Here is a 12,655-nt window from a genome sequence, read left to right as displayed (position 1 = left end):
CTCGTTGGGTTATCGCTACGGTCCATGGTCGTCGTCCACCGAGAAGCCGGGATGCGGTTCGTGATCTATGTCGATGATCACGATCCGCCGCATGTCCATGTGATCGGTCAGGGTGGCGAGATGAAGGTCTTCCTGTTCGGCCCTGAAGGGCGGCCGGTGATCGACTATAGCATCGCCATGAAGACCAATGACCACAGGCGCGCGATGGACATTATCCAGCGCCACCGCGCCGACTTCCTCAAGCGCTGGCAAGAGATACACGGGAGTGAATGACGTGACCACCGATACCCACTGGTCCGATGCGCAAGCCCCCGCTGCCAAGGAGCGCGGCAAGGCGAAACTGGTCGCCGAACCGCGCGCGGTCGCGGCGCGCTACGACGCCGAAACGGACCGCATCATCGTCGATCTGGCGAGCGGAGCAACCTTCGCCTTCCCGCCCGCGCTGGTCGAGTTCCTGCAGGACGCCACGCCCGAGCAGCTCGCCGAGGTCGAGGTGCAGGGCGCGGGCTTCGGGCTGCACTGGGAGACGCTGGACGTCGACTATACCGTGCCCGGCCTGATGAACGGCGTGTTCGGCACCGCACGATGGATGGCAGCTCGGGCGGGGCAGGCGACGTCAAGGGCCAAGGCGGAGGCTTCGAGGGTGAATGGGAAGAAGGGGGGCAGGCCGAGGAAGGTGGGGTGATGCGCTTGTGCCGTGCCCCCACAATTGCCTCGCCGAGCCTACCAAAGCGTCGCTCGAACATATACAAATGATGCTCCGTTCCGCTTGGATTGGCATTTTTCTTCGCTTCAGTTATTGATGATCAAAACGTTCCATTAGGACAGACTGTGCTGCGCAGAACTTTGATGAATCTGGGCCTTCTCACCCTGGTTATTTTTTGCGGCTTGAGCTCAAAACCAGCGGTAGCCGACGTCACGGCGGTGTTCGCAAGCGATCAAGGTTGGCAGTTCGTGATCGAGGTTGCGGCAGATGGGCCCATCCGAATAACGGAAAAAAGCAGGGGCGATTTCGAAGCGGGATACACGCTGATCCGCGCCGGTAAATATTATGAGGTTTCGCCCGGTCCCGGTGGCCCAGTCGCAATATCCGCCGAGGCGGCCGACTACATGTTTCGTCAAGGCGTTAGCCGCGGTGAGATTGTTCCTTCTGACAAATCCCCCCGTTCGCTGCACAAGCCGGAGGTGGTGAAACAAGAACAGGTGCAGATCGCTGGCTATACTGGGACCCGATATTCCTTGGCCAACGGCTCAGCAGAATCGGTAGTCGTCAGCGATGCGCCCGAACTCAAGCCGCTCGGCAGAGCTATCGATCACCTGTTTGCACAGATGGAATCCAGCGGCCATGAGTCTGACCTCGCTGCCTTTCGCCCGCTGATTGCTTCACGCGGCGTCCTATCGTTTTTTGGTGAACTGTCCCTGACGCAAGTCAGTTTCGAAACTATCGATCGAAGTCGGTTCGCACTTCCCGGCAATGTAACCGAGCTCTCTGATGTCGTTGGACCATCGGTTGAGGTTCAAGCGGAACACACTGACCAAGAGCAGCGGGATATCGTGAAGGGGGTGTATCACGACAAGGCCCTTTATCTTCTCGATGACAGCGGCGCGATGCAGGTCTGGTCGGAAGAGAGCCGCACTGGCAGGCCTTTCAAAGTTCCGGGGTCGGTGCTCAGCTTTTGTCTGATGGAAAAGAACCTGTGGGCTGCGACGAAAGGCAAGCGTGGCAAGTCAGTGATGTTATGGACGAGGCAATTGCCCAGCCAAGCCGGACCCAATGGCGGTGAATGGCAGAGAGTTGGCAGCTTTACCAGAAACGGCGGCAACGAGGCTCTGGTCCTAGATTGTTCCAGCAGGGAACCGGTTCTGGTCGCCGGTAATCGCGCCATCATGCCGGTGTCCGGAAGTGCGGTAGAACTGGCCAGGCAGATGTCGACCCATCCAGCCTTGGTGGTGTCTTACGTCCAGGATGGCATGCTGTGGTTGGGCTTCAATTCGGGCGAATGGGGCGGAGGACTGCACCGGATTCGTCTTAGCGATGGCACGGTGGATAGCCCTTCCCATATCGATCCTGCCTCCCCGTGCGGCGGCAAACTGAACCCTAATTGTGATCCGGTCACCGGGTTGGCCCCCGATCCCGCTAAACCGAATTGCATGCTGGCGACCATCGGCCTGGTTCATATGATGTCGCGTGGTGGCGTCGTGCAGGTTTGCGGGAATGATCTTTCAATGATCTATGCCAAACCCTATACGCTCGACCCCAACTGGCGTTGGGCAGGAAAAATCGATGAAGACAATCGGGAGAGCGTCGCCTTTCATGCGCTGGCCCCCGCGCGCACGGGCGACAGAGCCTTTGCTGTTGCGTCGGATGGCGTGTATCAATTCGTTGGAGTAACCGAGCCCGATTTTGCTCCCTTTCAAGGGCAAAGGATCGGGGCAATTGATTGGTCTAACCCGGATTATGTTCTGGTCAGAACCCGGATGAATCAACGCCATTCCCTCAGTGGCGGAAGCTATCTCCTGATCCCTCGATAAGGGCACGTCAAATTTCGCGACGATTTGGCACGGTCAGCCATGAGCCGTCGGCAGTTGACGGAGGTCGGTAACTGAGGCTGGGAATCCTCGATTTATCCCCCAGTCCCCCCCACCGTCAGCCCGCCGACCAGCAGCGTCGGCTGTCCCACGCCTGCGGGCACGCCCTGCCCCGCCTTGCCGCAGACGCCGACGCCTTCGTCGAGCGCGAAGTCGTTGCCGATGCCGGTGACCTTGGTGAGCACGGTCGGGCCATCGCCGATCAGCGTTGCGCCCTTGATCGGGGCGCCCAGCTTGCCGTTCTCGACGCGATAGGCCTCGGTGCAGGTGAAGACGAACTTGCCCGAAACGATATCGACCTGGCCGCCGCCGAAGCTCCTGGCGTAGATGCCGTTCTTGACGCGGCTCAGCAGCTCCGCCGGGTCGTCATTGCCGGCGCGCATGAAGGTGTTGGTCATGCGCGGCATCGGGGCATGGGCATAGGACTGGCGGCGGCCGTTGCCGGTGGGGGCGACGCCCATCAGCCGGGCGTTGAGCCGGTCCTGCATGTATCCGCGCAATATGCCGTTCTCGATCAGCACATTTTCCTGCGTTGGCGTGCCCTCGTCATCGATGCTGAGCGAACCGCGCCGGTCCATGATCGAGCCATCGTCAACCACGGTGACGCCATCGGCGGCGACGCGCTGGCCAATGCGGCCTGAGAACGCGCTGGTGCCCTTGCGGTTGAAATCGCCCTCCAGGCCATGCCCGATCGCCTCGTGCAGGATGATACCGGGCCAGCCGGGGCCGAGCAGCACGGTCATCTCGCCCGCAGGCGCGGCGACGCTTTCCAGATTGGTCAGCGCCTGGGCGAGTGCCTCGTCGATCGCGCGGTTCCAGACCGCGTCCTCGAACATGCTGTCATAGAGATAGCGGCCACCCATGCCGAAACTGCCGACCTCGCGCCGGTCGCCATTCTGCGCGACGATCGACACGTTGAGCCGGACCAGCGGCCGCACATCGGTGGCGACGAAGCCGTCGGCGCGCACCACCTCGACCACCGACCAGCTGCCGACCAGGCTTGCGGTGACCTGTGCGACGCGCGGATCGCGCGCGCGCGCGGCGGCATCGATCTTCTCGAGTAGCGCGATCTTCGCCTCGAACGGGATCGATTCGAGCGGATTGCCATCGGTGTACAAATGCCGGTTGTTCCTGCGCGGCGGCGGCGCGGCCTCGCCCTTGGCCGGGTCGAGCAACTTCAAGGTTTCCGCAGCGCGGCGGATCCCTGCGGCGCTGACATCATTGGCATGCGCAAAGCCGGTCATCTCGCCCGAGACGCCGCGCAGGCCGAAGCCCGAATCGGTCGAATAGTCGGCGGTCTTCAGCCGGCCATCGTCGAAGACGAAGCTCTCGCTCGCCGAATATTGCAGGTAGAGCTCGCCATCGTCGCAGGCTTTCAGCGCATCGCGCGTGATTGCCTGCGCGGTATCGGGGTCGAGCGCATCAGCGCGGTAGAGGAACGAGCGGGGGTCTGTCTGGGTCATCGCAGACATATGCGCGCTCGGGGGGCGTTAGGGAAGGGGTGGGCGCGCAAACCCGTCATTCCCGCGCGCGCGGCGGGTGACGAGGAACGGGCGGCGGCATGACGCGGCTTCACGTGAAACAACCCGCTCAGCCCAAACGAAAAAGGGCGACCTGCGCATGGCAGGCCGCCCTTTTCTTCATCCCCGTGCCCGAAAGCGCGGGAGCAGAAGATTACTTGAGCTCGACGGTACCGCCGGCTGCTTCGATCTTCGCCTTGATGTCTTCGGCTTCAGCCTTGCTGACGCCTTCCTTGATCGCCTTGGGAGCGCTTTCGACCAGGGTCTTGGCTTCGGTCAGGCCCAGGTTGGTGATCGCGCGGACTTCCTTGATGACCTGGATCTTCTTGCCGCCGTCGCCGGTCAGGATGACGTCGAATTCGGTCTGCTCTTCAGCAGCCGGAGCAGCGCCGCCAGCGGCGGGAGCAGCAACAGCCACAGCAGCAGCGGCCGAAACGCCCCATGCTTCTTCCAGGGCCTTCGAGAGTTCAGCGGCTTCCAGAACGGTCAGCTTCGAGAGTTCTTCGACCAGGTTTGCGATATCTGCCATTTTAAGTCTCCAATTCTAAACATGTTGCTTGCCGCAGCCGGTCCAGGCGTGCGGCGGAGGTACAAAAACTTATGCGTCTTCCTTGGCCGCATAGGCGCCGAACACGCGGGCGAGCTGCCCGGCGGGAGCCTGAATGACCTGAACCACCTTGGTGGCCGGGGCATTGACGAGACCAATGATCTTGGCGCGCAGTTCGTCGAGCGAGGGCATCGAGGCAAGCGCCTTCACACCTTCGGCATCGAGGACCACATCGCCCATCGCGCCGCCAACGATCTCGAGCTTCTCGTTATCCTTGGCGAAATTGACCGCGACCTTGGCCGCTGCCACCGGGTCGCCCGAAGTCGCAAGCGCGACGGGGCCGGTGAACAGGTCGGCGATCGAGGCATAAGGCGTGCCCTGAGCGGCAAGCTTGGCCAGCCGGTTCTTGGTCACTTTGTAGCTGGCGCCTTCCGCGCGCATCTTCGTGCGAAGCTCGGTCGACTTGGCAACGGTCAGACCCAGATTACGGGTCACCACCACCACACCGGCTTCACCGAAGGTTGCGTTCAGCGAGGCAACAGCGGCTTCTTTTTCAGCACGATCCATGCCGTTCTCCTTCCACATGAGCGCATCGGCTTATGGACGATCGAAGACCATCCACCGGTGCGCCCGGTTGCTTGTGCAGCGCGAAAAGGGCCGTTGCCGGTCCTGGCCGCTCTGCTCCGTCTGTCCGTGGGGGTGTTTGCCGAGCCGAAGCCCCTGCTGCGCCTGTGCGTCAGAGGGACGAAAATGGCAGCGTCTGTGGTGCGACGAGCGCACGACAGTGAAAAACATGTCCCCGTCTAGGCTGGGAATTAAGCGGGGCAGATCCCCCGCACCAACTGTCTCGGACGGCGATCGGACACGCCTCGCGGCACGTCCGGTCGCGCAGGCCATTAGCAGTGTGGGGCCCAGAGTCAAGCGCCATCGGGTTTTCGGTCCGGCGCAAGCCGCCATCCATGTGGCGCAGATCACTTGTCTATCATTTTAGTTGAGTTATTTTGATGCCATGGTTCGCCGCTCCCCGGACGGACCGACTCGAAACGGAAGGTGCCCCATGACTGCATTCGCTCCGCATACCGACCCCACGATCCTGCTCGTCCCCGGACTCGACAATAGCGGCCCCGCGCATTGGCAGAGCCTGTGGGAGCGCCAGTGGCTGAACTGCCACCGCGTCGACATGGGCAACTGGCACACCCCCAACCGCAACGCCTGGGTCAACCGGCTGAATCTCGCGATCCGTCAGACCGAAGGGCCGATCGTGCTGGTCGCGCATTCGCTGGGCTGCCATGCGGTCGCATGGTGGGCGGCGCTCGAGCGGCCGCACGCGGGCGGCAAGGTGGCAGGCGCGCTGCTCGTCGCCCCTCCGGAAGTCGACAATGCGCCGGCCGATCCGCGTCTCAACAGCTTCGCCCCCTCGGCGCGCGGGGTGCTCCCCTTCCCCAGCCTGTTGGTGAGCAGCCGCGACGACCCGTATATCAGCCCCGACCGCGCCTATCGCCTCGCCAGCTTCTGGGGCGCGGACCATGTCGATGCAGGCCGCGCTGGGCATATCAACGCCGATTCGGACCTAGGCGACTGGCCGTTCGGACAGAGGCTGCTGGCGCGATTGCTCGACGTCGCGGAACTTTCGGGCGAGGCCGGGCACTATCCCCCTGCCCCGCTCCGCCGACTGGCGGCCGACTGGCGGCCCGACCTGACCGAGTGAGGGTCAGGCGCGTTTCACGCTGACCTGCTGCTCGACCAGCTCGACGGTGCCGAAGGCGGTGAGAAACGCCACGTCGAGCGCGTCGCGACCGACGCCGATCTTCACCATGTCGGCGGCGGTCGCCATGCCAGTGGGGTCGACCAGATGCCAGGCGCCGCCCGCGCCGTCCGGATTGGCGAGAAAGACCTCGGCCACCGCATGGAAATCCTGCGGGGTGACATCGGGCGCATAGACGCTGGCGAAGCGCGCGGGGATCGAGCACGCGCGCGCGAGCACGATCATGACGTGCGCATAGTCGCGGCACACCCCGTGGCGCGTGACGAAGCTGTCGAGCGCGGTGGTCGTGGCGTCCGAGCTGCCCGATTGATAGGTGAAATGCTCGGCGATCCAGCCCTGCATCGCCGCGATCCGCGCGCCGCCCGACAGCTCGCCAAACTCGGTATCGACAAAGCTGTGGAACTTGGTCGCCGGGCAATAATGCGAATCGAACAGATATTGCACCGTCTCGCCGGGCAGCTGGTGCAGCGGCATCTGCGGCAGCGTGGCGACATCGGCGAGATCGCGCAGCACCGTCATCCGCGCGCGATAATCGATGCTGAGCCGTCCGCTGGTGCGCAGCCAGATGCGGTCGCCGATCCCGTCGAGCGCGGCCACCCGTACGAAATGGTCGCAATGCGATGCCTGGATATGCGCCGATTCGATCCGCTGTTCGGGGATGGCCGCCGCCTCTACCTGGAGCAGGATGTCGGTGGGAACCTCCATGTCATAGGTCAGCGTGACGTGCAGATCGAGGGTCATGGGGTGCGGCTCCGGCCAGAGAGGGAAGGCGATGGGGGTTGGCTGTCGAAGCCAGACACCAAAAAGGGGCCGAAGGTTCCCCTCCGGCCCCTGAAAGGCTTAGCAGCAGATTGTGACGATCAGCCTGCGTGCACTTCCGACACGTCGACCTTCAGGCCGGGGCCCATTGACGAGCTGACCGAGATCTTGCGCAGATACTTGCCCTTGGAGCCCGAAGGCTTCGCCTTGACGATCGCATCGACGAACGCGTCGAAATTGGCGCGCAGCGCTTCATCCGAGAAGCTCGCCTTGCCGATGCCCGAATGGATGATGCCGGCCTTTTCGACGCGGAATTCCACCTGGCCGCCCTTGGCCGCCTTGACGGCTTCGGCGACGTTCGGGGTCACGGTGCCCAGCTTCGGGTTCGGCATCAGGCCCTTGGGACCCAGCAGCTTGCCGAGACGGCCGACCACACCCATCATGTCGGGGGTGGCGATGATGCGATCATAGTCGATCTTGCCGTTCTGGATTTCTTCCATCAGGTCTTCGGCACCCGCACGCTCGGCCCCGGCAGCCAGAGCCGCTTCGGCCTTGTCACCGCGCGCGAACACGGCGACGCGCACGTCCTTGCCGGTGCCCGAGGGCAGCGACACGACGCCGCGGACCATCTGGTCGGCATGACGCGGGTCGACGCCCAGGTTCAGCGCGACTTCGATGGTCTCGTCGAACTTGGCGCTCGCCAGTTCCTTGATGGTCTTGATGGCTTCATCGACGCCATACAGCTTTTCAGCGTCGAGCTTGGCGGCGAGAGCCTTTGCCTTCTTGGTCACCTTTGCCATGATCTCAGCCCTCCACCACTTCAAGGCCCATCGACGTCGCCGAGCCTTCGATAATCTTCGTTGCCGCTTCAATGTCGTTGGCATTGAGGTCGGCCATCTTCACCTGCGCGATTTCCGCGAGCTGCGAACGCTTGATGGTGCCCGCGCTTTCCTTGCCCGGAAGCTTGGAACCGCTCTTGAGGTTCGCTGCCTTCTTGATCAGGTAGCTCGCCGGCGGCGTCTTGGTCACGAAGGTGAAGCTGCGGTCGCCGTACACGGTGATGACGGTCGGCAGCGGGGTGCCCTTTTCCATGTCCTGCGTGGCAGCGTTGAACTGCTTGCAGAATTCCATGATGTTGACGCCGCGCTGACCCAGGGCAGGGCCGATCGGCGGCGAGGGGTTGGCGGCACCAGCGGCCACCTGCAGCTTGATATAGCCTTCAATCTTCTTTGCCATGATGGCACTCCTTCATTCTGTCAGGCGAAAGGCAGGTGCCCGTCGCCCTCAAATTAAGCGGTCAAGCGATCCACCCGAAGGGTGCATCTCCCGCACGGTGCATCCTCTCTCCTTCAGGGGAGAGGATACGGAGCGTTACCGGCTTGCCGGTTACGCGGAGTTGAGAGGGGATGCGTCCGGATCGAACGCCTGAGCCCCGCTCCCACTGCGACTAGGCAGCAAGCTGCCAAGTCTCGTTGCCCTCTCCCCTGAAGGGGTGAGGGCAAAATTCCATGTGGGTCGCATCGCGAACCGGAAAACCGGTTCCCACTTTTCCTGCGATGCTCCCTTATTTCGCCAGCTCGACATGCTCGAAATCGAGATCGACCGGCGTTGCGCGGCCGAAGATCGAGACCGAGACCTTGACGCGGGCCTTGTCGAAATCGAGTTCCTCGACGATGCCGTTGAAGCTGGCGAACGGTCCTTCGAGCACCTTGACCGAATCGCCGATCTCGTAATCGACATCGATGCGGGCGCGCGGCGCGTTGGCGGCTTCTTCCTTGGTGTTCAGGATGCGCGCGGCCTCGGCATCGCTGATCGCTTGGGGCTTGCCGTTGGGGCCGAGAAAACCGGTGACCTTGGGCGTGTTCTTGACGACGTGATAGACATCGTCGGTCATCTTGAGCTTGGCCAGCACATAGCCGGGGAAGAACTTGCGCTCGGTCTGCACCTTCTTGCCGCGGCGCACTTCGGTCACGGTCTCGGTCGGCACCTCGACCTGCTCGACCAGCGCCGACAGGCCCATGCGCTCGGCATCGGCGAGAATCGCGTCGCGGACCTTGTTCTCAAAGCCAGAATAAGCGTGAATGATGTACCAGCGCGACATTCAACTCTCTTTCAAAACAGCGGACTGGCGATCAGGCCAGGGTGAGCAGCCACTTGACGATGGCGCCGAAGATCGAATCGACGGTCAGGAAGAAGATCGCCAGGATGGTCATCAGGATGAACACCATGATCGAGGTGGTCACCGTTTCCTGGCGGCTCGGCCAGACGACCTTCGAGGCTTCGGTGCGCACCTGTCGCACGAACTCGCCGGGGCTGGTCTTCTTTCCTTCGCTGGCCATGGCCTTCACTTTCCTTGCTCCGATGGGCGGGCATATCCGCTTCGGCAGACACATCGCCGCCAGCCTTGCCCGGCTGAAACGCGATATATGCACCCTGTCGGAGAAAGACAGCCCCATAGCCGCGCAAATCCGCAGAAGCAAGGGGATTCAATGGAAGGGGATGCCCCGCTTGGGGGAGGCACTGATCGCCGCTGGCAGGAGTGGAGGGACTCGAACCCCCGGCATTCGGTTTTGGAGACCGACGCTCTACCAGCTGAGCTACACTCCTTCGCGGGCAGGCGACGCCCTTAGCGGGTGCAACCGCACTGTGCAAGCGCTGCTGCACCGATCGGGCGGCCTGAAATGAAAATCGGGGCGATCGCTGCCCCGATGGAGACGCTTGAAAGCGCGATCCAAGGGGGGCGATCACCCCGTTTTTCATAGCGGCATCGCACGGAGTCCGAAGACCCCGGCGACCAGACGCATCAGCGCTTCGAGAACTGGAAGCTCTTGCGCGCCTTGGCCTTGCCGTACTTCTTGCGCTCGACGGTGCGGCTGTCGCGGGTCAGGAAGCCTGCCTGCTTGACCGTGCTGCGCAGCGCCGGTTCGTACTTGGTCAGCGCCTGGCTGATGCCGTGCTTGACCGCGCCAGCCTGGCCCGAAAGACCGCCGCCCTTGACGGTGCAGATCACGTCATACTGATCCTTGCGGTCGGTGATGTCGAACACCTGGTTGATCACGAGACGCAGCGTCGGGCGGGCGAAATACACGGCCTGATCGCGCTTGTTCACGATGATCTTGCCGGTGCCGGGCTTCAGCCACACGCGGGCCACGGCGTCCTTGCGGCGACCGGTGGCATAGGCGCGGCCCTGCTTGTCGAGCTCCTGCTCGCGCAGCGGGGCGTTCGAAACCTTGGCGACGGGCGCGTCGGTGGTTTCGATGTCGGCGGCGATGTCCTTGATGTCGGACAGGGATTGCACGGTATCAGACATTATGCACCCACCTTGTTCTTGCGGTTGAGCGAGGCCACGTCGAGCACTTCGGGCTGCTGGCCGGCATGCGGATGTTCGGTTCCGGTGAAGAGGTGCAGGTTGCGCATCTGCTGGCGACCCAGCGGACCACGGGGAACCATGCGCTCCACCGCCTTTTCAAGCACACGCTCGGGGAAGCGGCCGTCCAGCACCTTGGCGGCGGTCACTTCCTTGATGCCACCGATATAGCCGGTGTGCTTGTAATAGACCTTGTCGCTGCGCTTGTTGCCGGTCAGCTGGACCTTGCCGGCGTTGATGACGATGACATGGTCACCGCAATCGACATGCGGGGTGTAGCTCGGCTTGTGCTTGCCGCGCAGGATGTTGGCGATGATCACCGCGACGCGGCCGACCACCAGTCCATCGGCATCGATAATATGCCATTTCTTTTCCACCTCAGCCGGCTTGATCGACTTGGTGGTCTTGAGCAAAGCCTTCATGGCCTTCAACCTTCCAAAACGTCCTCCGCTGCGGTTCTCGATCGGATGGATCGTGAAGTGCGACCGGCTGACAGATTTCCGTGACACGACAGGCCGCTGGTCAGCAGGCCTGAACGAAGCGCGGCTAATGACGATCAGGTCCCGATTCGTCAAGCATTTTGGGGGTTTTGGCGTAGGGTATCATGATACCATCGGCTTTCCGACCCCAGAGGAGTCCGGGAAAAGCCTCGATTCGCACCATCCGAAGGAGCCGTCGCCCGGCGCGGCTCAATCGATCGCCAAGGTCTGGCCAAGCACCCAGGCGCGAAAGCTGGGCGGACAATATTCGACCGGCAGCACCAGCACTGCCGGCTCGTCATAGCTGTGCAGATGCACGATCCGGGCGACCAGCGCCTTGGACTGGGGCAGCGCGGTCTTGAACAGCACCGGCACCTCGGCCTGTTCGGTCAGCTCACCATTCCAGTGATAGATCGACTGGACCGTCCCCAGCACATTGGCGCAGGCGGCAAGCTGTTCGCGCACCACGGTGCGTGCGATCGTCTGCGCCTCCTCCTTGTCGGCAAAGGGGCAGTAGACCAGCCGGATCGCGCTGGAGTCGATCATCGAATCGCCGATCATGCCGGGCGCGTCGCACCCTGACGGCCCAGGCTGTGCGCACCCCAGGCGACGGTGCCGACCAGGATCGCGCCCACCGCCTGGTGCAGCACGGCCAGGTGCAGATCGACGCTGCTCATCACCGTGGCGATGCCGAGCAGCACCTGCACGCCGAACGCGCTGTGGATCGCGACCGAGGCAGGCCGATCGGCCTTGCGCACCGCACGCGCCATCACGACCAGCGCAGCGACCGCGACAAAGGCCCACCAGCGGTGCAGGAAATGCAGCAGGAACGGGTCATGGGTCAGCGCATGCAATATCCCCTGCGACCAGTCGATATCGACGGGAACGAAGCTGCCGTTCATCAGCGGCCAGCTCTTGGCGGCATAGCCCGCGTTGAGCCCGGCGACCCAGGCGCCGAGCAGCAGCTGCACGAAGAGGACCAGGATCGTCACCAGCGCCAGCCCGGTCATGCGCGCCGGCCGCGCTTCAGGATCGCGCGCGAGCACCTGCAGGTCGCGCGCGGTCCAGATCAGCCCGGCCATGATGAACAGCGCGTTGAGCAGGTGCACCGCGAGCCGGAAATGGCTGACATCGGTACGCTCGGTCAGCCCGGAGGCGACCATCCACCAGCCGATCGCCCCCTGCAGACCGCCCAGCGCGAACAGCGCGAACAGCCGCCAGCCATAGCCCTGCGGAATCGCGCGGCGGACGGCGAACCAGGCGAAGGGCAGGGCGAAGGCGACTCCGACGAGCCGCCCGAGCAGCCGGTGGACATATTCCCAGAAATAGATGGTCTTGAACTCGGCCAGCGACATGCCGGCATTGACCTCGATATATTCGGGGATGCGCTTGTATTTCTCGAACTCGGCGACCCAGGCCGCCTCGGACAGCGGCGGCAGGGTACCGGTGACCACATTCCATTCGGTGATCGACAGGCCCGATTCGGTCAGCCGGGTGATCCCGCCCACGACCACCATGCAGAAGACCAGCAGGGCGACACCGTAGAGCCAGATGGCGATGGCATTGGGCGTGCTGCGGTCGGGCGACAGCGGCGTGGCGATCCGGGGGTGCGACAGGCTGGTCATGATG

16 protein-coding genes and 1 tRNA gene are annotated in these 12,655 nt (G+C 63.2%); 4 read left to right on the top strand and 13 right to left on the bottom strand.

Going from position 1 to position 12,655, the window contains the following annotated elements:
• Positions 1-51: 51 nt before the first annotated feature.
• From FG486_RS06980 to FG486_RS06970, 3 genes are all read left to right on the top strand, one after another.
• Complete coding sequence (locus FG486_RS06980) at positions 52-273, top strand: DUF4160 domain-containing protein (RefSeq protein ID WP_241695649.1); 222 nt, start codon at positions 52-54, stop codon at positions 271-273.
• 1 nt (position 274) lies between these two features.
• On the top strand, positions 275-685 hold the full coding sequence (locus FG486_RS06975) for a DUF2442 domain-containing protein (protein WP_338401585.1): 411 nt from the start codon (positions 275-277) through the stop codon (positions 683-685).
• An 89-nt stretch (positions 686-774) separates the two neighbouring features.
• Positions 775-2,532 (top strand): hypothetical protein, encoded by a 1,758-nt coding sequence (locus tag FG486_RS06970; RefSeq protein ID WP_181267032.1) that lies wholly within the window; start codon positions 775-777, stop codon positions 2,530-2,532.
• 92 nt (positions 2,533-2,624) lie between these two features.
• Here FG486_RS06970 and tldD read toward each other — a convergent pair whose 3' ends face one another.
• From tldD to rplJ, 3 genes are all read right to left on the bottom strand, one after another.
• Positions 2,625-4,052: a metalloprotease TldD gene (gene tldD / locus FG486_RS06965; protein ID WP_181267031.1), complete on the bottom strand. Its 1,428-nt coding sequence runs from the start codon at positions 4,050-4,052 to the stop codon at positions 2,625-2,627.
• Positions 4,053-4,263: 211 nt separating this feature from the next.
• Positions 4,264-4,638 carry a 50S ribosomal protein L7/L12 gene (gene rplL / locus FG486_RS06960; protein ID WP_060977432.1) on the bottom strand — a complete coding sequence of 125 codons (375 nt, stop codon included), beginning with the start codon at positions 4,636-4,638 and terminating at the stop codon, positions 4,264-4,266.
• A gap of 69 nt (positions 4,639-4,707) precedes the next feature.
• Entirely contained in the window at positions 4,708-5,223 is a 516-nt protein-coding gene (rplJ, locus tag FG486_RS06955) for a 50S ribosomal protein L10 (protein WP_066278037.1), read from the bottom strand.
• A gap of 490 nt (positions 5,224-5,713) precedes the next feature.
• On the opposite strand from rplJ, the gene FG486_RS06950 reads away from it, so the two are divergent.
• The gene (locus tag FG486_RS06950; protein ID WP_181267030.1) at positions 5,714-6,364 is read left to right on the top strand and encodes an RBBP9/YdeN family alpha/beta hydrolase; all 651 of its coding nucleotides are present in this window, start codon (positions 5,714-5,716) and stop codon (positions 6,362-6,364) included.
• Between the two features lie 3 nt (positions 6,365-6,367).
• On the opposite strand, the gene FG486_RS06945 is transcribed toward FG486_RS06950, so the two are convergent.
• The 10 genes from FG486_RS06945 to FG486_RS06900 form a co-directional block, all read right to left on the bottom strand.
• On the bottom strand, positions 6,368-7,162 hold the full coding sequence (locus tag FG486_RS06945; protein WP_181267029.1) for a transglutaminase-like domain-containing protein: 795 nt from the start codon (positions 7,160-7,162) through the stop codon (positions 6,368-6,370).
• 119 nt (positions 7,163-7,281) lie between these two features.
• A complete protein-coding gene (rplA, locus tag FG486_RS06940; protein ID WP_060977434.1) occupies positions 7,282-7,980 on the bottom strand; it encodes a 50S ribosomal protein L1 in 699 nt (232 codons plus the stop codon).
• A 4-nt stretch (positions 7,981-7,984) separates the two neighbouring features.
• On the bottom strand, positions 7,985-8,416 hold the full coding sequence (rplK, locus tag FG486_RS06935) for a 50S ribosomal protein L11 (protein ID WP_060977435.1): 432 nt from the start codon (positions 8,414-8,416) through the stop codon (positions 7,985-7,987).
• 328 nt (positions 8,417-8,744) lie between these two features.
• A complete protein-coding gene (nusG, locus tag FG486_RS06930; RefSeq protein WP_023839461.1) occupies positions 8,745-9,281 on the bottom strand; it encodes a transcription termination/antitermination protein NusG in 537 nt (178 codons plus the stop codon).
• A 31-nt stretch (positions 9,282-9,312) separates the two neighbouring features.
• Positions 9,313-9,519: a preprotein translocase subunit SecE gene (secE, locus tag FG486_RS06925; RefSeq protein WP_060977436.1), complete on the bottom strand. Its 207-nt coding sequence runs from the start codon at positions 9,517-9,519 to the stop codon at positions 9,313-9,315.
• 192 nt (positions 9,520-9,711) lie between these two features.
• Positions 9,712-9,787: transfer RNA gene (locus FG486_RS06920), tRNA-Trp, on the bottom strand.
• 196 nt (positions 9,788-9,983) lie between these two features.
• Positions 9,984-10,490 (bottom strand): 30S ribosomal protein S9, encoded by a 507-nt coding sequence (gene rpsI / locus FG486_RS06915; RefSeq protein WP_066043943.1) that lies wholly within the window; start codon positions 10,488-10,490, stop codon positions 9,984-9,986.
• Positions 10,490-10,969, bottom strand: a complete 480-nt coding sequence (rplM, locus tag FG486_RS06910; protein ID WP_060977437.1) for a 50S ribosomal protein L13 — start codon at positions 10,967-10,969, stop codon at positions 10,490-10,492. The genes rpsI and rplM overlap by 1 nt, the downstream gene beginning before the upstream one ends.
• 267 nt (positions 10,970-11,236) lie before the next feature.
• Positions 11,237-11,572 (bottom strand): divalent-cation tolerance protein CutA, encoded by a 336-nt coding sequence (cutA, locus tag FG486_RS06905; RefSeq protein ID WP_241695648.1) that lies wholly within the window; start codon positions 11,570-11,572, stop codon positions 11,237-11,239.
• An 11-nt stretch (positions 11,573-11,583) separates the two neighbouring features.
• Positions 11,584-12,651: a COX15/CtaA family protein gene (locus tag FG486_RS06900; RefSeq protein ID WP_181267028.1), complete on the bottom strand. Its 1,068-nt coding sequence runs from the start codon at positions 12,649-12,651 to the stop codon at positions 11,584-11,586.
• Positions 12,652-12,655 lie beyond the last annotated feature (4 nt).

This window comes from Blastomonas ursincola (genome assembly GCF_013607875.1).
Taxonomy (GTDB): Bacteria; Pseudomonadota; Alphaproteobacteria; order Sphingomonadales; family Sphingomonadaceae; genus Blastomonas; species Blastomonas ursincola.
The sequence above is the reverse complement of the archived record's forward strand: the minus strand, read 5'-3'. Positions and strand labels throughout refer to the sequence as shown.